This window comes from Rhodanobacteraceae bacterium (assembly GCA_024234055.1).
GTDB lineage: Bacteria > Pseudomonadota > Gammaproteobacteria > Xanthomonadales > SZUA-5 > JADKFD01.
This window is the reverse complement of sequence record JACKOW010000001.1, coordinates 633,497-652,645: the sequence shown is the minus strand read 5'-3', so window position 1 is coordinate 652,645 and position 19,149 is coordinate 633,497. Positions and strand designations below refer to the sequence as shown.

The following is a 19,149-nucleotide window of genomic DNA, read 5'->3' as shown; positions in this document are numbered from 1 at the left end:
GCTGGATCCCTAAGAAAGCAAACGACAGGCCTTGAAGCGACCTGTCGAGAAGCGGGAGTTTAACTGGCATCAAATTTTGATGTCAACTCACCGTATGAATGAAAGCTGGCTGCAACTGCGTCCGACCCGGATTCCCGGGTCGGACGTGAGGCTGCAATCAGAGACTGTCCGCAAAATCCTCGCTGCGGTTACCACGGCTGATGCCGCCCAGAACTTCGAGCTCTTCGCTCGACAGCTCATCGTGCTTGCGACGGCGCTTGTCGTGATGCGCCAGACCAGTACCTGCCGGAATCAATCGACCGACGATCACGTTCTCCTTGAGCCCGCGCAGGGTGTCGCGGGTACCGCGCACCGCGGCCTCGGTCAGCACTCGCGTGGTTTCCTGGAAGGAAGCCGCCGAGATGAAGGACTCAGTCGCCAGCGAGGCCTTGGTGATGCCCAGCAGCACGCGATCGTAGGCCGCCGGCTGCTCGTTGCGGCTGGCTGCGCGCTGATTCTCTTCCAGAACGCGGATGCGATCGATCTGCTCGCCGCGCAGGTAGCGGGTGTCGCCGGAATCGGTGACTTCCACCTTGCGCAGCATCTGACGGACGATGGTCTCGATGTGCTTGTCGTTGATCTTCACGCCCTGCAGGCGGTAGACGTCCTGAATTTCCTTGGTCAGGTAAACGGCCAGCGGCTCGACACCGAGCAGGCGCAGGATGTCCTGCGGGTTCGGCTCACCGTCGACCACGGTCTCACCCTTCTCGACATGCTCGCCTTCGAAGACGATGACCTGACGCCACTTCGGAATCAGTTCCTCGTGAACATTGCTGTCCTTGTCGGTGATCAACAGCCGCTGCTTGCCCTTGGTGTCCTTGCCGAAGCTGACCACGCCGGTGCACTCGGCCAGAATCGCCGGTTCCTTGGGCTTGCGCGCTTCGAACAGATCGGCCACGCGCGGCAGACCACCGGTGATGTCACGGGTCTTCGAGGTTTCCTGCGGGATACGCGCAACCACGTCACCCACACCCACTTCGGCACCGTCCTGCAAGGACACGATGGCGCCGGCGGGCAGGAAGTACTGGGCAGTGATTTCGGTGCCGGGCAGCACCAGATTCTCGCCGTTCATGCCTTCCAGACGAATCATCGGGCGCAGATCCTTGGCACCGCCACCGCGGCGCTTGGGATCAGTCACCACGTTGCTCTGCAAGCCGGTCAGGTCGTCGATCTGCTCGTTCACGGTCACGCCGTCGACAAAGTCGATGAAGCGCATGCGACCGGCCACTTCCGAGACGATCGGATGGGTATGCGGGTCCCAGTTGGCCACCGTCTGGCCGCCCTTGACGGCATCGCCATCACGCACCGCCAGCACCGAGCCGTAAGGCACCTTGTAACGCTCACGCTCGCGACCGTGGCCGTCGAGCACGACGATTTCACCGGAGCGCGAGACCGCCACCAGATGTCCGGCATTGTGCTCCACCGTCTTCAGATTGTTCAGACGGATGGTGCCGGTGGTCTTGATCTGCACGTGATCCTGTGCCGCGGTACGTGATGCCGCGCCACCGATGTGGAAGGTGCGCATGGTCAGCTGAGTACCAGGCTCACCGATCGACTGGGCAGCAATGACGCCCACCGCCTCACCGATGTTGACCAGATGACCGCGCGCCAGATCACGCCCGTAGCACATGGCGCAAACGCCGAAGCGAGTGCTGCAGGTGATGGTCGAGCGAACCTTGACTTCCTGCACGCCGAGTTCTTCGAGCTTGGCGACCCAGGCTTCGTCGAGCAAGGTGTTGCGGGTGACCACCGGATCCTCATCGTTGCCCGGGGCAAACACGTCTTCCGCCACCACGCGACCGAGCACGCGATCCTTCAAGGGCTCAATGACATCACCGCCCTCGACGATCGGAGCCATGGTGATGTGCTCCAGCGTGCCGCAATCGACTTCGGTGATGACCACATCTTGCGCCACGTCGACCAGGCGCCGGGTCAGATAACCCGAATTGGCGGTCTTCAGTGCAGTGTCGGCCAGACCCTTGCGGGCACCGTGAGTCGAGATGAAGTACTGCAGAACGTCCAGACCTTCCCGGAAGTTGGCCTTGATGGGCGTCTCGATGATTGAGCCGTCGGGCTTGGCCATCAGGCCGCGCATGCCGGCCAGCTGTCGGATCTGCGCCGCGGAACCGCGGGCGCCGGAGTCGGCCATGATGTAGATGGAGTTCATCGACTTCTGGTCGACCTCCTTGCCCTCTGCATCGATCGCCTTGTCAGTACCAATGCCCTTCATCATGGCCTGCGCGACCTGCTCATTGGTACGCGACCAGATGTCGACCACCTTGTTGTAGCGCTCGCCGGCGGTCACCAGACCACTGGTGAACTGGTCCTGGATCTCACGGACCTCGCGCTCGGCGCGCTCCAGGATCTCGCCCTTTTCCAGCGGGATCTTGAGATCGTCGATGCCGATGGAGACGCCCGCGCGGGTGGCGTAGGCGAAACCGGTGTACATCAGCTGATCGGCAAAGATCACCGTGTCCTTCAGGCCCAGGCGGCGATAGCAGGCGTTGATCAGCCCGGAGATCGCCTTCTTGGTCAGCGACTGGTTGACCAGCGAGAAAGGCATGCCGGCCGGCAGGATCTCGGCCAGCAGTGCGCGACCGATCGTGGTCTCGGTCAGGGTACGCTTCTTGGTGCGGTTGCCGTCCTCGTCGATCTCGGTCTCTTCGATGCGCACGCGGACCTTGGCGTGCAGATCGACCTTGTGGGCCGAGTAGGCGCGATGGACTTCCTTGACGTCGGAGAAGGCCATGCCTTCGCCACGCTTGCCAACCAGTTCGCGGGTCATGTAATACAGACCGAGCACCACGTCCTGGGTCGGCACGATGATCGGCTCACCGTTGGCGGGCGACAGGATGTTGTTGGTGCTCATCATCAACGCGCGCGCTTCCAGCTGCGCTTCGAGCGACAGCGGCACATGCACAGCCATTTGATCGCCGTCGAAGTCGGCGTTGAAAGCAGTACACACCAGCGGATGCAGCTGGATGGCCTTGCCTTCGATCAACACCGGCTCAAAAGCCTGGATGCCGAGGCGATGCAGGGTCGGCGCGCGGTTCAGCAGCACCGGATGCTCGCGGATCACCTCTTCGAGGATGTCCCAGACCTCAGCGCTCTCACGCTCGACCAGCTTCTTGGCGGCCTTGATCGTGGTCGCCAGACCACGGCGCTGCAGCTTGCTGAAGATGAAGGGCTTGAACAACTCCAGTGCCATCTTCTTGGGCAGGCCGCACTCGTGCAGTTTGAGCGTCGGGCCAACCACGATGACCGAACGGCCGGAGTAGTCGACGCGCTTGCCGAGCAGGTTCTGACGGAACCGACCCTGCTTGCCCTTGATCATGTCGGCCAGCGACTTCAACGGGCGCTTGTTGGTGCCGGTGATGGCGCGGCCACGACGACCGTTGTCCATCAGCGCGTCAACGGCTTCCTGCAACATGCGCTTTTCGTTGCGGACGATGATGTCCGGCGCATTCAGTTCCAGCAGGCGCTTCAAGCGATTGTTGCGGTTGATGACGCGGCGGTACAGATCATTCAGATCGGAAGTCGCAAAGCGACCGCCGTCCAGCGGCACCAGCGGACGCAGGTCCGGCGGCAGCACCGGCAACACGGTCATTACCATCCACTCGGGGCGGTTGCCGGACTCGACAAAGGCTTCCATCAGCTTGATGCGCTTGGACAGGCGCTTGAGCTTGGTCTCGGAATTGGTGCTGGCGATTTCTTCCTTGAGGCGCACGATCTCGGCATTGAGATCGATGGTGCGCAGCAGTTCGTAAACGGCCTCGGCACCCATGCGGGCGTCGAACTCGTCGCCGTGCTCTTCGACCGCGATCAGGAAGGCTTCTTCGGTCAGCAGCTGGCCGCGAGTCAGCGCGGTCAGGCCCGGATCGACCACCACATAGGCTTCGAAGTACAGGATGCGCTCGATGTCGCGCAGGGTCATGTCCAGCATCAGGCCGATGCGCGAGGGCAGCGACTTCAGGAACCAGATGTGCGCGGTCGGGCTGGCCAGCTCGATATGGCCCATGCGCTCGCGACGCACCTTGGCCAGGGTGACTTCGGTGCCGCACTTTTCGCAGACCACGCCACGGTGCTTCATGCGCTTGTACTTGCCGCACAGGCACTCGTAGTCCTTGATCGGACCGAAGATTGCGGCGCAGAACAGGCCGTCGCGTTCGGGCTTGAAGGTGCGGTAGTTGATGGTTTCCGGCTTCTTGACTTCGCCATAGGACCACGAGCGGATCAAATCGGGCGATGACAACCCGATACGGATCGAGTCGAAGTCCTGGGCCGGACGCTGCTGGTTGAATAGGTTCAACAGGTCTTTCATGGTGCTTTGCTCCAATGACTTCGACTGTTACTGCGCTTCGTTCTCGAGCTCGATGTGAATCGCCAGCGAGCGGATCTCCTTGACCAGCACGTTGAACGATTCGGGCATGCCCGCGACCATCTGGTGATCGCCATCGACGATGTTCTTGTACATCTGGTTGCGGCCCTGCACGTCGTCCGACTTGACCGTCAGCATTTCCTGCAGGGTGTAGGCCGCACCGTAGGCTTCCAGTGCCCACACTTCCATTTCACCGAAGCGCTGACCACCGAACTGGGCCTTGCCACCCAGCGGCTGCTGGGTCACCAGCGAGTACGGGCCGGTGGAACGGGCGTGCATCTTGTCGTCGACCAGATGGTTCAGCTTGAGCATGTACATGTAGCCCACGGTCACCGGACGCTCGAAAGCGTCGCCGGTGCGGCCGTCATAGAGGATGGTCTGACCGGAATCGGGCAGATTGGCCAGCTTCAACATGCGCTTGATCTCGGCTTCGGTGGCGCCATCAAACACCGGCGTCGCCATCGGTACGCCCTTGGTCAGGTTCTTCGACAGCGCCATCAATTCATCGTCGCTGAAGGTACTGAGATCGACCTGCTCGCGGATCATGTTCTGGTTGTAGATCTCATCCAGGAACTTGCGCAGATCAGCGATCTTGGCCTTGGCCTCGAGCATCTCGCCGATACGCTTGCCCAGACCCTTGGCGGCCCAGCCCAGATGGGTTTCCAGCACCTGTCCGATGTTCATGCGCGAGGGCACGCCCAGCGGATTCAGCACGATGTCTACCGAAGTGCCATCGTCCATGAAGGGCATGTCTTCCACCGGCACGATGTTCGAGATCACACCCTTGTTGCCGTGGCGACCGGCCATCTTGTCACCGGGTTGAATGCGACGCTTCACGGCCAGATAGACCTTGACCATCTTCAACACGCCCGGCGCCAGGTCGTCGCCGGCGGTGATCTTCGAACGCTTGTGCTCGAAGCGCTTGTCGAACTCGGCCTTCTGCCGTTCGATCTGCTCCTGCGCGCGCTCGATCGACTCTGCGGCAGCGTCGTCCTTCATGCGGATCGCAAACCACTCGCTGCGAGCCAGCTTGTCCAGATACTCGCGGGTGATGGCTTCACCCTTCTTGATGCCCTGCGGGCCGCCGTTGACGACCTTGCCTACCAGCGCATCAGCCAGACGATCGTAGATTGCAGCCTCCAGAATTCGGAACTGGTCGTCGAAATCCTTGCGCACGCGCTTGATTTCGGCCTGCTCGATCTGCTGCGCACGCTTGTCCTTCTCCAGCCCGTCACGGGTGAAGACCTGGACGTCGATGACGGTACCGTCCATACCCGGCGGAACGCGCAGGGAGCTGTCCTTCACGTCCGAGGCCTTCTCGCCGAAGATGGCGCGCAGCAGCTTTTCTTCCGGCGTCAGCTGGGTCTCACCCTTGGGCGTGACCTTGCCGACCAGAATGTCGCCAGCGTTGACTTCGGCGCCGATGTAGACAATGCCGCTCTCGTCCAGACGCGACAGCGCCTGCTCACCCACATTCGGGATATCGGCGGTGATTTCTTCCGGGCCGAGCTTGGTGTCTCGGGCAACCGCGGTCAGCTCTTCGATATGGATCGTGGTGTAACGATCTTCCTTGACCACGCGCTCGGAGACCAGGATCGAATCTTCGAAGTTGTAGCCGTTCCAGGGCATGAAGGCGACCAGCATGTTCTGGCCGAGCGCCAGCTCGCCCAGATCCGTGGACGGACCGTCTGCGAGAACATCGCCCGGGGCCACGCGATCGCCGACCTGAACCAGCGGGCGCTGGTTGATGCAGGTGTTCTGATTGGAGCGGGTGTACTTGATCAGGCTGTAGATATCGACGCCAGCGTCGTTCTCTTCGACTTCCGCTTCGTTGGCCTTGACCACCACACGGCCAGCATCGATCTGATCGACCACACCGCCGCGGCGGGCAATCACGGTCACACCGGAGTCACTGGCTACCTTGCGTTCGATGCCGGTGCCCACCACCGGGCATTCGGCACGCAGCGTCGGCACGGCCTGGCGCTGCATGTTCGCGCCCATGAGTGCGCGGTTGGCGTCGTTGTGTTCGAGGAAGGGCACCAGCGCTGCGGCTACCGACACGATCTGCATCGGCGACACGTCCATGTAGTGGACTTCGCTCGGCGACTTCAACAGGATTTCGCCGCGTTCGCGGCTGGTCACCAGATCCTCGTTGAGGTTGCCGTCCTCGTCCATGGTCGCGCTGGCCTGCGCCACCACGAATTCGTTCTCTTCGATGGCCGACAGATAGTCGACCTGATCGGTCACCTTGCCGTCGATGACACGACGGAAGGGCGTCTCGATGAAGCCGTAGTCATTGGTGCGCGCATACACCGACAGCGAGTTGATCAGACCAATGTTCGGGCCTTCAGGGGTCTCGATCGGGCAGACCCGACCGTAATGCGTGGGATGCACGTCTCGGACTTCGAAGCCGGCGCGCTCACGGGTCAGACCACCCGGACCCAGGGCCGACACGCGGCGCTTGTGGGTCACTTCCGACAGCGGGTTGTTCTGATCCATGAACTGGCTCAGCTGCGAGGAGCCGAAGAACTCCTTGATCGCCGCGGCCACCGGCTTGGCGTTGATCAGTTCCTGCGGCGTCAGACCCTCGGACTCGGCCAGCGACAAACGCTCCTTGACCGCGCGCTCGACACGCACCAGACCAATGCGGAACACATTCTCGGCCATTTCGCCGACGCTGCGCACACGGCGGTTGCCGAGGTGATCGATGTCATCGACCGTGCCCTTGCCGTTGCGGATGTCGATCAGCACGCGCAGCACCGCCAGGATGTCGTCGTGCGAAAGCACGCCCGATCCGGTGGTTTCCTTGCGGCCGACGCGACGGTTGAACTTCATGCGGCCAACGGCGGAAAGATCGTAGCGGTCAGCGGCGAAGAACAGATTCTGGAACAGGTTCTGGGCCGCTTCCTTGGTCGGCGGCTCGCCCGGTCGCATCATTCGATAGATCTCGACCAGCGCTTCCAGCTGGCTGCGCGAGGGGTCGATGCGCAGCGTGTTGGAGATGTACGGACCGCGATCCAGATCGTTGACGAAGATCGTGCCGATGGCCGAGATCTTGGCCTGGCGGAAGGCGCTCAGATGGTCGTCGGTCAATTCGTCGTTGGCCAGTGCCAGCACTTCGCCCGACTTCGGATCCACCACGTCCTCGGACAGGATTCGACCGATCAGATACTCATCGGGCACTTCGAGGTGCTTGTCCTTGAGCTTTTCCATCTGACGGACGTGGCGCGAGGTGATGCGCTTGCCGGCCTCGACAATCAACTCCTTGCCAACGCGGATGTCGAAACTGGCGGTTTCACCACGCAGACGCTCCGGCACCAGTTCCATCAGTGCACCCGTGTTCTTGAGCTCGAACTTGTTGATCTCGAAGAACATCTGCAGGATCTGGGTGTTGTTGTATCCCAGTCCGCGCAGCAGGATGGTCACCGGCAGTTTGCGGCGGCGATCGATACGGGTGAACAGCGCATCCTTGGGGTCGAACTCGAAGTCCAACCAGGAACCGCGGTAGGGAATGACGCGCGCGGAGTACAGCAGCTTGCCCGAGCTGTGGGTCTTGCCACGGTCGTGGTCGAAGAACACACCCGGCGAACGGTGCAACTGCGACACGATCACCCGCTCGGTGCCATTGACGATGAAGGTGCCGGTATCAGTCATGAGCGGCAGTTCGCCCATGTAGACCTCTTGCTCCTTGACGTACTTCACTGCCTTGTTCGAGCTCTCGCGGTCATAGACCACCAGACGCACGGTCACCCGCAGTGGCGCACCATAGGACAGGCCGCGCGACTTGCACTCGCGCACGTCGAAGGGCGGCTCGCCCAGACGGTAGCTGACATATTCCAGCGAAGCGCTGCCCGAGTAGCTGCTGATCGGAAACACCGACTTCAACGCGGCGTGCAAACCCACATCGCGATAGTTGGATGGTCCGTTCTCCGTCTGCAGGAAATCGCGGTAGGAGTTGACCTGAATCGCCAACAATGGGGGCACGGCAAGCACTGCGGGAGTCTTGCCAAAATCCTTGCGGATGCGCTTTTTTTCGGTGAACGAGTAGCTCATGGGGATTACTCTCGCCTTGGGCCGCGCACTGGCGGCAGTGAATCAGGAGCAGGAAAAGGGAAAACGGAAAAAGGAAAAGGGTGAAGTCCGCCGCAACCCTCTGGTTTGGCGAACCGCGTTACCTTTTTCCTTTTTCCATGTACCTTTTTCCACGCTGCAACTAACGAATAGAGGCCGGGGACCTTTCGGCCCCCAGCCCTGCGTACAACAGTCGGACCTGGGGTCGATTACTTGAGATCAACCTTGGCGCCGGCTTCTTCCAGCATCTTCTTGAACTTCTGCGCGTCATCCTTGCTGCAGCCGTCCTTGACGGTCGACGGGGCACCTTCGACCAGATCCTTGGCTTCCTTGAGGCCGAGGTTGGTGATGGCGCGAACGGCCTTGATGACCTCGACCTTCTTGTCACCGATGGCAGCCAGGTGCACGGTGAATTCGGTCTGCTCTTCGACCGGAGCAGCAGCAGCGGCCGGGCCGGCAGCAACAGCAACCGGGGCGGCGGCGGACACGCCGAACTTCTCTTCCATTGCCTTCACGAGATCCATGATCTCCATGAGGCTCTTCGAAGCAATCGCTTCGAGAATCTGATCGTTGCTAAGGGACATGATTCAAAACTCCTGATTGATAAACGGATACAGCAGTTGCGGAACTCGCTCAGGCGGCCTCTGCACGCTCACCAACGGCACGAACTGCACGTGCCAGGCTTGCGGCCGGTTCGGCCAGGGTGCGAACCAGCTTGGTAGCCGGTTGCGTGAGCATTCCGAGCAGCATGGACAGAGCCTGTTCGCGCGTCGGCAGACTTGCCAGTCGATCCAATTCGGCTGCGCCGTAGAGCTTTCCGCCCACGGACACGACCTTGGCGACGAGTTTGTCGTTGGTCTTTGCGAAATCCTTGATCAGACGCCCAGCGGCACCGGGATCATCCTTCGAGAAGGCATACAGCAAGGGACCGGTGAGCGCGTCGGTGACGCATTCATAGTCGGTACCCTTCACTGCACGGCGCACCAGCGTGTTCTTTGCCACACGCAGGTAAACGCCGCTAGTACGCGCCTTCACGCGCAGATCGGTGAGTTGGGCGACGGTCAGGCCGTCATACTTCGCGGCCACCAGCGACATTGCACTGGTAGCCACGTCGGTGAGTTCGGCAACGACCTCTTTCTTCTGATTCAGATTGAGCGCCATTGCTTCTCTCCAGCAGCAGATGATGGTGAACAATCACCGACCATCCGTATCGACTCCGTCGATCGACAACCTCGACGTCGGACCCCGGAACTGGGATCCTGAACTGCGGTACTGCCGTTTCCGTTCATAACTGGATCGGGCGGCACCATCTGCGCGGGCCGTATCGCCATTAAGTGTTCCACCTGCGTTGCCGGGACTCCCGGCGCGACCTGAGGAACACGCCCGCGGTCTTTGACGGCGGTCCGGACCAGCCGGACGCCCCCAAAATTACTGACACTTACTTGGTGTTGACGGTCGACGGGTCCACGATCACGCCCAGGCCCATCGTCGTCGACAAACTGATCTTCAGCAAATACTGACCCTTGGAACTGGCCGGCTTCAGGCGCAGCAGGTCGGCCAGCAGCGCGTTGAGGTTTTCGCGCAGGGCGTCCACTTCAAAGCTGACCTTGCCGATCGTGCAATGGATGATGCCGCCCTTGTCGTTGCGGTACTTGACCTGACCGGCCTTCGCATTCTTGACCGCCGTCACCACATCGGGGGTGACCGAACCATCCTTCGGGTTGGGCATCAAACCGCGCGGCCCCAGCAGCTGGCCGAGCTTGCCGACGACGCGCATCGCGTCCGGCGTGGCAATGACGCGACCGAAATTGAGCTCGCCGCCCTGCATCAGTTCAGCCAGATCGTCCATACCCACCGCGTCGGCACCCGCAGCCTTGGCTGCATCGGCCTTCTCACCCGGGGGGCAGAAGACGGCAACGCGCACCGTCTTGCCGGTGCCGTTCGGCAGCAGCGTCGAACCACGCACGCCCTGATCGGACTTCTTGGCGTCGATACCCAGACGCACTGCGACGTCCACGGACTCGACGAACTTCACCTTGGAATGGTCCTTGAGGATGCGCAGCGCATCGTCAACCGGATAGGTCTTGCCCGGAGTCACTACGCCCTGCAGGGCCTTGAATCGCTTGGTCATCGTGGTCATGGCGTCAGATCTCCACATTCAGGCCCATGCTGCGGGCGCTACCAGCAATGGTGCGCACCGCGGCGTCCAGATCAGCCGCCGTCAGGTCGGGCATCTTGGTGTTGGCCACGTCCTCGAGCTGCTTGCGGGTGATCTTGCCGACCTTTTCGGTGTTCGGGCGGCTGCTACCCTTGGCCAGACCCAGTGCCTTCTTGATCAGGATGGTGGCCGGGGGCGTCTTGGTGATGAAGGTGAAGGAACGATCGCTGTACACGGTGATGATCACCGGCAGGGGCGTACCCTTCTCCTGCTTCTGCGTGGCAGCATTGAACTGCTTGCAGAATTCCATGATGTTCACGCCGCGCTGACCCAGCGCCGGGCCTACCGGCGGCGATGGATTGGCCTCGCCGGCCTTGACCTGCAGCTTGATGTAGCCTGTGACTTTCTTTGCCATTTCATCGCTCCTTCGGGTTCAAACGCCTTGGACTGGACGTCCGCGGCTCCCCGTCTGATTTAAGTGAAACGTAAAACGTCAAACGTCAATTCAAAGCCGCTTCGTTCAATTGACGTTTTACCTTTTACGTTTCACCGCTCTCCTTACGCCTTCTCCACCTGGCCGAACTCCAGTTCGACCGGGGTTGAACGACCGAAGATCAGTACCGCGACCTTCAATCGGCTCTTGTCGTAGTTGACTTCCTCAACCACGGCATTGAAATCATTGAACGGACCTTCGGTGACTCGGACCATCTCGCCGGGTTCGAACAGCACCTTGGGCTTGGGCTTGTCGACGCCATCCTGAACCCGCTGCAGGATCGCATCCGCTTCCTTGTCACTGATGGGCAGTGGCCGGTCGGCGGTACCGCCGATGAAGCCCATGACCTTCGGTGTTTCCTTGACCAGATGCCAGCACTCGTCGTCGATGCGCATGGACCGGCCGTCCACCAGGGTTTCTATCTGCACCAGCACATAGCCCGGGAAGAACTTGCGCTCGGACTTGCGCTTCTGCCCGTGCCGCATCTCGATGACTTCTTCGGTAGGTACCAGGACCTGACCGAAGCGATCCTCCAGACCCGACCGCTGCACGCGTTCCTCGAGTGAGCGACGGACCTGATTCTCGAATCCGGAATAGGCGTGGACCACGTACCAGCGTTTTGACATCCGGGAGCGTCCTCTCAACCCATCAACATGCGGACCATCCATGACAGGACCATGTCAATGATCCAAATCAGGATGCCGATGATCAGTACCGCCACAGCGACGATCAACGTGGTCTGCCAGGTTTCCTGCCGGGTTGGCCAGACCACCTTGCGCACTTCGATCTGCGCGTCCAACAGAAACTTCTTGAAGGCCTGACCAGGGGCGCTGGACAGACCCAGCACCACTGCGATGCCCAGACCGGCCAACAACGCCAAGACCCGTGCCCACATCGGCCACTGGTCGGCGAACCAATAGAAAGTCACTGCTCCGCCGATCGCGAAGACCGCCGTAAACACTAACTTGATGACATCTTTTGCGTTCATGGATTCCTGGACGCCTGCACCGCGCCCCTCGCGGGGCGCGGCGTTTGATTATTCGGCTGATCGATGCATCGGACTTGAAGTGGCACGCCAGGAGGGAATCGAACCCCCAACCTGCGGTTTTGGAGACCGCTGCTCTGCCAGTTGAGCTACTGGCGTACTGTCCTCAAGCGTGCAACTGCAGTTGGCCGATTACTTGATGACCTTGGCGACGACACCGGCGCCAACGGTACGGCCGCCTTCGCGAATCGCGAAGCGCAGACCTTCTTCCATCGCGATCGGGGCAATCAGCGACACAACCATCTTCACGTTGTCGCCCGGCATCACCATCTCCACACCTTCCGGCAGCTCACAGTTGCCCGTGACGTCGGTCGTGCGGAAATAGAACTGCGGACGATAGCCCTTGAAGAACGGCGTGTGACGACCACCCTCTTCCTTGCTCAGCACGTACACCTCAGCTTCGAAGTTGGTGTGCGGATTGATCGAACCCGGCTTGCAGATGACCTGACCGCGCTCGACGTCATCACGCTTGGTGCCGCGCAGCAGCAGACCCACGTTGTCGCCCGCCTGGCCCTGATCCAGCAGCTTGCGGAACATCTCGACGCCGGTCACGATCGTCTTGATCGTCGGCTTCAGGCCCACAATCTCGATTTCCTCGCCCACCTTCACAATGCCGCGCTCCACGCGACCGGTCACCACCGTGCCACGACCCGAAATCGAGAACACGTCTTCGACCGGCATCAGGAAGGGCTTGTCGATGTCACGCTGCGGCTCCGGAATGTAGGTGTCCAGCGCATCCACCAGCTTCAGGATCGACGGCACGCCGATCTCGCTCTGATCACCTTCCAGCGCCTTCAGCGCCGAACCATGGATGATCGGCGTATCGTCGCCCGGGAAGTCGTACTTGCTCAGCAGCTCGCGAACTTCCATTTCCACCAGCTCGAGCAGCTCGGCGTCGTCCACCATGTCCGCCTTGTTCAGGTAGACCACGATGTACGGCACGCCCACCTGGCGCGACAGCAGAATGTGCTCACGGGTCTGCGGCATCGGGCCGTCAGCCGCCGAGCACACCAGGATCGCGCCGTCCATCTGCGCCGCACCCGTGATCATGTTCTTCACGTAGTCGGCATGACCCGGGCAATCGACGTGCGCGTAGTGGCGGTTCGGCGATTCGTACTCGACGTGCGCGGTCGAGATCGTGATGCCGCGCGCCTTCTCTTCCGGCGCCTTGTCGATCTGGTCGTACGCCTTGAATTCTCCACCAAAACGCTCTGCACCAATCTTGGTCAACGCCGCGGTCAGCGTCGTCTTCCCGTGATCCACGTGGCCAATCGTGCCCACGTTGACGTGCGGCTTGGTGCGCTCAAATTTGCTCTTGGACATGATCGGCCTCTGATGCGTGCGTCATTGACGACTTTCTGAAATGGTGCCCACGACTGGAATCGAACCAGCGACCTCCTCCTTACCAAGGAGGTGCTCTACCGACTGAGCTACATGGGCGTAAACGGTAATTTTTTCAGTTCCGGCTCTGGTATGCGGCTGGAGCGGGAAGCGGGAATCGAACCCGCGTGTTCAGCTTGGAAGGCTGACGTTCTACCATTGAACTACTCCCGCCTTACTCAACCGCAAACCCTGAACCTGGTGGAGGGAGGTGGATTCGAACCACCGAAGGCAGTGCCAGCTGATTTACAGTCAGCCCCCTTTGGCCGCTTGGGTATCCCTCCGCGACGGAGCCCACTATTGTGATTTCGGACCCGTATCTTTGTCAACTGGGATTTTGATGAATTTGCGCGTCCGAGAGTCAGATCCTTTCGACGTGCAGCTGGCGTTCAGGACTCGACCACCACGCGCAACTCCTTGGGCAGGGCGAATACCATACTCTCTTTGACGCCTTCCAGCTCGACCACCCGGCCCTGGCCCAGCTGGATCAGGCGCGAGACCACGCCCTGGACCAAGCCCTCGGGCGCGGAGGCACCCGCGGTCACACCCACCCGCGCCACGCCCACCAGCCACTCAGGGAGGATGTCGTCAGCGCCATCGATCAGATGTGCCGGCACACCGAAACGTTCGGCCAGTTCTCGCAAGCGGTTGCTGTTGCTGCTGTTGGGGGAGCCGACCACCAGCACACAATCGCACTGCTGGGCGAGCTCGCGGACGGCGTCCTGACGGTTCTGGGTGGCGTAGCAGATGTCATCGTGGCGCGGTCCCTGGATCTCGGGAAAACGCTCGCGCAAGGCCGATATGATCTCCTGGGTTTCATCCACCGAGAGCGTGGTCTGGGTGGTGTAGGCCAGATTGCGTGGCTGAGCGACCGTGATCTGCCAGACGTCGGCCACCGTTTCGACCAGCTGGATGGCGCCGCTGCCCTCCTCCCGGCTCCACTGTCCCAGCGTGCCTTCCACCTCCGGATGACCGGCGTGACCGATCAGGATCATGTCGCGCCCGGCGCGGCAATGGCGGGAAACCTCCATGTGCACTTTGGTCACCAGCGGGCAGGTGGCGTCGAACACCCGAAAGCCACGTTCCGTCGCCTCGGCTCGGACCGCCTGCGAGACACCATGGGCACTGAAGATCACGGTGGCATCGCGTGGTACTTCGTGGAGCTCCTCGATGAAGATGGCTCCACGGGCGCGCAGGCGCTCGACCACGAAGCGGTTGTGGACCACTTCGTGGCGCACGTAGATCGGGGCTCCGAACAGGTCGAGCGCACGCTCGACGATGTCGATGGCGCGATCGACGCCGGCACAAAAACCGCGCGGATTAGCCAGCAGTACGTCCATGCGCCTCCCCGCCCTTCTCGAATTTGCGCGCCCAGAACAACTCGTAGGCAATCAACAGGATGATACCGACGGTAATGCCGGAATCGGCCACGTTGAATGCTGGCCAGTGCCACTGACCGTAGTACACATCCACAAAATCAATCACATAGCCCAAGCGGGCGCGATCAATGAGATTGCCGATGGCGCCGCCGATCAGCAGCGCCAGAGGCAGGCACAGCAGCCAATGATGGCGTGCCGTTCGGCGCAGCCATTCGATCAGCACGACCGTAACGCTGCTCGAGACCACCAGGAAGAACCAGCGCTGCCAGCCACCGTGATCGCTCAGGAAGCTGAAGGCACCGCCCTGATTGTGGACCAGCGTCCAGTTCAGCCCCGGCACCACCGGAACCGACACCTGATACTGCAGACTGGCCACGGCAATGCCCTTGGTCCACTGGTCGAGAAGGATGATGACTACCGACAACAGCAGCCAGACCCACCCGCCCCGGCGGCTCACTTCAGAACCACTGTCGGCTTTCACCGCTTCCATCCACGTTCTCCACACATCGACCACACAGTTCCGGGTGGCTGGCGTGGCTGCCCACATCCTCCCGATGATGCCAGCAGCGCGCACACTTGGCCGCTTCGCTGACTCGCACGCGCAGGCGCGACAAACTGCCTAGCGCCGAGATGGCATCGCCAGGCGCGGACTCAAGCGGACTCACCTGCACGGCTGAGACCAGGAACAGGAAGCGGAGTTCAGGTGCCAACTCGGCGATAGCAGTCAGTTGCTCGGCAGGCAGATACAGATCCAGTTCGGCGTCCAGTCCAGAGCCTATGCGCTTGTCCTTGCGCATCGGTTCCAGCGCCTGGTTGACGGCCTCACGCAGACTCAGCAACTGGGTCCACTGCGAGGCAGACACTCGGGTGTCGTGCGGCAATGGCGCCAGTCCCTGGTACCAGGTGACGAACAAGGGCGAGCTGACCGTCCGCGCCGGCAGGAAATTCCAGATCTCGTCAGCGGTGAAGCTCAGGATCGGAGCCATCCAGCGCACCATGGCTTCAGCAACGTGGTACATCGCCGTCTGCCCCGAGCGTCGCGCCAGCGAATCGGGCTGCAGCGTGTACATGCGGTCCTTCAGCACGTCGAGGTAGAAGGCGCCGAGTTGCACGCTGCAGAAACCATGCAACTCCTGATAGATCTGGTGGAACTGGTAGTCGTCATAGCTCTTGATCGCGCGCTGCTGCAACTGCCAGGCCTGATCGACAATCCACTGGTCGAAGGGCAGCAGTTCCGCGTGCGCGACCAGATGCTGACTCGGGTCAAAACCATTGAGGTTGGCCAGCAGATAGCGGCAGGTATTGCGGATGCGCCGGTAGGACTCGGAGACCCGCTTGAGAATCTCGTCCGACACACTCATTTCGGCGCGGTAGTCGGTCGCAGCCACCCAAAGCCGCAGCACATCGGCGCCCAGGGTCTTCATGACCTGCTGCGGCGCAACCACGTTGCCGGCCGACTTGCTCATCTTCTTGCCTTCGGCATCGACCGTGAATCCATGGGTCAGGACCTGACGATACGGCGCGGTGCCCCGCATGGCCGTGCTGGTCAGCAAGGAGGACTGGAACCAGCCGCGATGCTGATCGGAACCCTCCAGATAGAGATCGGCCGGAACACCCGCCAACTCCGGACGCGCCTCGACCACACAGCGATGGGTCACGCCCGAATCGAACCAGACGTCCAGGATGTCGGTGACCTTGTCGTACTGATCGGCTTCGTCGCCGAGCAGATCACGCGCATCGAGGTCGTACCAGGCATCGACACCGCCTTGCTCGATGCGCTCGGCCACCTGATGCATCAGCTCGACCGAACGCGGATGCGGCGCCTGATGGACCTTGTCGACAAACAAGGCGATTGGCACCCCCCAGGTACGCTGGCGCGAGATGCACCAGTCCGGCCGGCCGGAAATCATGCCCTGGATGCGCTCCTTGCCCCATTCGGGCACCCAACGCACGGTGTCGATGGCCGCCATCGCCTGATCGCGCAGACCCGCCGCTTCCATGCTGATGAACCACTGCGGCGTGGCCCGGAAGATGGTCGGCGTCTTGTGGCGCCAGCAATGGGCCACGCTGTGATCCGATTCAAACGCGGCCAACAGACGGTCGACGCTGCGCAGATGTTCGATGATCTGCGGATTGGCTTCGCTGATGCGCATTCCACCGAACAGCGGCAGGTCTGCCGCGTAGCGGCCGTCGCCCTGCACCGGATTGATGACCTCATCGGTGTAACGCTTGAGCGCCAGGAAATCCTCGACGCCATAGGCCGGCGAGGTATGCACCAGGCCGGTGCCGTCGTCGGCACTGACGTGATCACCGGTGATCAGCATCGACACCCGATCGTAGAAGGGATGGCGTACATCCACCCGCTCCAATGCGGCGCCCAGGCAGCGCGCTACCACCTCGCCTTCGAGTTTGAAACGCTTGAGGCAGCACTCGACCAATGCGTCAGCGAGGACCAGATGACCACGCTCGGTGCGCACCAGCGCATATTCCAGCTCCGGGTTGACCGCCACCGCCTGATTCGACGGCAGAGTCCACGGCGTCGTGGTCCAGATTGCCGCAAAGCCGTCGTTGACTGGCGCCGCCAGGCCGAAAGCTTGCGCCAGCGCTGCGCCATCGATGAAGGGCAGCATCACATCGATGGCCGGGTCGACCTTGTTGCCGTACTCGATCTCGGCTTCGGCCAGCGCGCTGCGGCAATCGAAACACCAGTGCACCGGCTTGAAACCGCGGACCACATGACCACGCTCGAAGATCTGCGCCAGAGACCGCACCATGTCGGCCTCGAACTGGAAGTCCATCGTGCGATAGGGCTGTTCCCAGGCGCCGAGAACGCCGAGGCGCTTGAAGTCCTCGCGCTGACGATCGATCTGCAGCGCCGCGTACTTGCGACACTCGGCGCGGAACTGGCGGGCGTCGACCTTCTGGCCAACCTTGCCGACCTTCTTTTCCACGGCCACCTCGATCGGCAGCCCGTGGCAATCCCAACCCGGCACATAGGGCGAGCGATAACCGGACAACAGCTTGGATTTGACCACGATGTCCTTGAGGATCTTGTTGACCGCGTGGCCGATGTGGATATCACCGTTGGCATAGGGCGGGCCATCGTGCAGCACGAAGGCCTTGCGATCGGCGGTTGCCACCTGCAGCGCGGCGTACAAGCCCTGCTCTTCCCAGGCCGCCAGCATGGCCGGCTCACGATTGGCCAGATCCGCCTTCATGGCGAAAGCCGTGGTCGGCAGCTGGATGGTGTGCTTGTAATCAGTCACGCTGGGTTTACTCCGAGCAAGGAAAGCGCTTCGTCGGCGTCGCGACGAATCTGCTCAACGAGGGATGCGAGGTCGGGAAAATGCCATTCGTCCCGTTGCTTCGCAATGAAGTCTATGGTCAACCGCTTTCCGTAGAGGTCGCCATCAAATTCGAACAGATGGACTTCGAGCAGCAGTTCCTTGCCGCCGACCGCGGGTCTGTAACCCAGGCTGGCCACGCCCGGATGACGCTTGAGTCCGGCACCGTCAACTCGCACGGCAAAGATGCCGCCAAAGCCCAGCGAGGTCTGCGGCCAACGCAGATTGGCGGTCGGAAATCCCAGCTGTCGGCCGAGTTGCTGGCCGCGGACGACGCGGCCGGCATAGGTGTAGCGCCGTCCCAGCGCGCGCTCGGCGGCGTCAAATTCGCCGGCCATCAACTCGGCACGGATCTGCGAACTGCTGATGCGCTCACCATTGGCGGTGAGCGCGGCGATCTCCCGGGCGACATAGCCATGACGCTGACCCAATGACTGCAGCAGTTCGAGATCGCCGCCGCGCTGATGCCCGAAGCGAAACCCGGGACCGACCCAGACCTCGCGCGCCTGCAGGCGATCGACCAACACGTTCTCGATGAAATCCTCGGCGCTGGTGGCGGCCAGCGCCTGATTGAAGCGCAGCGCCAGCAAATGATCGATGCCACAGGCTCCAATGCGCTCGATCCGTTCCCGCGCCGGCGTCAACCGCAATACCGGGCCGCGGGCAAAGTACTGGCGCGGCAGGGGCTCGAAACAGACCGCCACCGAGGGCAATCGGAGCGCCGCGGCGCGCTCGCGCAATTGCGCCAGCAAGGCCTGATGCCCCAGATGCACGCCGTCGAAAGCACCGATGGCAACGATGCTGCCGACCGGCGTCAGGGCTGCGCCACGATGGCTGCGACTGAATTTCATGGTGCGCTGCA

13 protein-coding genes and 4 tRNA genes are annotated in these 19,149 nt (G+C 61.7%); all 17 read right to left on the bottom strand.

Features of this window, described 5'->3' with window-relative positions; translation table 11 throughout:
• Positions 1 to 157: 157 nt before the first annotated feature.
• Positions 158 to 4,360: a DNA-directed RNA polymerase subunit beta' gene (gene rpoC / locus H7A19_02605; GenBank protein ID MCP5473710.1), complete on the bottom strand. Its 4,203-nt coding sequence runs from the start codon at positions 4,358 to 4,360 to the stop codon at positions 158 to 160.
• A 27-nt stretch (positions 4,361 to 4,387) separates the two neighbouring features.
• Positions 4,388 to 8,470 (bottom strand): DNA-directed RNA polymerase subunit beta, encoded by a 4,083-nt coding sequence (rpoB, locus tag H7A19_02600; protein MCP5473709.1) that lies wholly within the window; start codon positions 8,468 to 8,470, stop codon positions 4,388 to 4,390.
• 227 nt (positions 8,471 to 8,697) lie between these two features.
• A complete protein-coding gene (rplL, locus tag H7A19_02595) occupies positions 8,698 to 9,072 on the bottom strand; it encodes a 50S ribosomal protein L7/L12 (GenBank protein ID MCP5473708.1) in 375 nt (124 codons plus the stop codon).
• 49 nt (positions 9,073 to 9,121) lie between these two features.
• The gene (gene rplJ, locus H7A19_02590) at positions 9,122 to 9,649 is read right to left on the bottom strand and encodes a 50S ribosomal protein L10 (GenBank protein MCP5473707.1); all 528 of its coding nucleotides are present in this window, start codon (positions 9,647 to 9,649) and stop codon (positions 9,122 to 9,124) included.
• Between the two features lie 277 nt (positions 9,650 to 9,926).
• Positions 9,927 to 10,628, bottom strand: coding sequence for a 50S ribosomal protein L1 (gene rplA / locus H7A19_02585; GenBank protein ID MCP5473706.1), 702 nt, complete (start codon positions 10,626 to 10,628; stop codon positions 9,927 to 9,929).
• 4 nt (positions 10,629 to 10,632) lie between these two features.
• The gene (rplK, locus tag H7A19_02580) at positions 10,633 to 11,061 is read right to left on the bottom strand and encodes a 50S ribosomal protein L11 (GenBank protein MCP5473705.1); all 429 of its coding nucleotides are present in this window, start codon (positions 11,059 to 11,061) and stop codon (positions 10,633 to 10,635) included.
• 143 nt (positions 11,062 to 11,204) lie between these two features.
• The gene (gene nusG / locus H7A19_02575; GenBank protein MCP5473704.1) at positions 11,205 to 11,765 is read right to left on the bottom strand and encodes a transcription termination/antitermination protein NusG; all 561 of its coding nucleotides are present in this window, start codon (positions 11,763 to 11,765) and stop codon (positions 11,205 to 11,207) included.
• A 14-nt stretch (positions 11,766 to 11,779) separates the two neighbouring features.
• Positions 11,780 to 12,127, bottom strand: a complete 348-nt coding sequence (gene secE, locus H7A19_02570; GenBank protein ID MCP5473703.1) for a preprotein translocase subunit SecE — start codon at positions 12,125 to 12,127, stop codon at positions 11,780 to 11,782.
• An 80-nt stretch (positions 12,128 to 12,207) separates the two neighbouring features.
• Positions 12,208 to 12,283 (bottom strand) — tRNA-Trp (locus tag H7A19_02565).
• A 33-nt stretch (positions 12,284 to 12,316) separates the two neighbouring features.
• Positions 12,317 to 13,507: an elongation factor Tu gene (gene tuf / locus H7A19_02560; protein ID MCP5473702.1), complete on the bottom strand. Its 1,191-nt coding sequence runs from the start codon at positions 13,505 to 13,507 to the stop codon at positions 12,317 to 12,319.
• 41 nt (positions 13,508 to 13,548) lie between these two features.
• Positions 13,549 to 13,624: transfer RNA gene (locus H7A19_02555), tRNA-Thr, on the bottom strand.
• Positions 13,625 to 13,664: 40 nt separating this feature from the next.
• Positions 13,665 to 13,738: transfer RNA gene (locus tag H7A19_02550), tRNA-Gly, on the bottom strand.
• Between the two features lie 25 nt (positions 13,739 to 13,763).
• A tRNA-Tyr gene (locus tag H7A19_02545) sits at positions 13,764 to 13,848 on the bottom strand.
• A 105-nt stretch (positions 13,849 to 13,953) separates the two neighbouring features.
• A complete protein-coding gene (gene ispH / locus H7A19_02540; GenBank protein ID MCP5473701.1) occupies positions 13,954 to 14,904 on the bottom strand; it encodes a 4-hydroxy-3-methylbut-2-enyl diphosphate reductase in 951 nt (316 codons plus the stop codon).
• On the bottom strand, positions 14,885 to 15,433 hold the full coding sequence (locus tag H7A19_02535; protein ID MCP5473700.1) for a lipoprotein signal peptidase: 549 nt from the start codon (positions 15,431 to 15,433) through the stop codon (positions 14,885 to 14,887). Before H7A19_02535 ends, ispH begins: the two co-directional genes overlap by 20 nt.
• The gene (ileS, locus tag H7A19_02530; protein MCP5473699.1) at positions 15,402 to 18,209 is read right to left on the bottom strand and encodes an isoleucine--tRNA ligase; all 2,808 of its coding nucleotides are present in this window, start codon (positions 18,207 to 18,209) and stop codon (positions 15,402 to 15,404) included. The genes H7A19_02535 and ileS overlap by 32 nt, the downstream gene beginning before the upstream one ends.
• On the bottom strand, positions 18,206 to 19,138 hold the full coding sequence (locus tag H7A19_02525) for a bifunctional riboflavin kinase/FAD synthetase (GenBank protein MCP5473698.1): 933 nt from the start codon (positions 19,136 to 19,138) through the stop codon (positions 18,206 to 18,208). Before H7A19_02525 ends, ileS begins: the two co-directional genes overlap by 4 nt.
• Positions 19,139 to 19,149 lie beyond the last annotated feature (11 nt).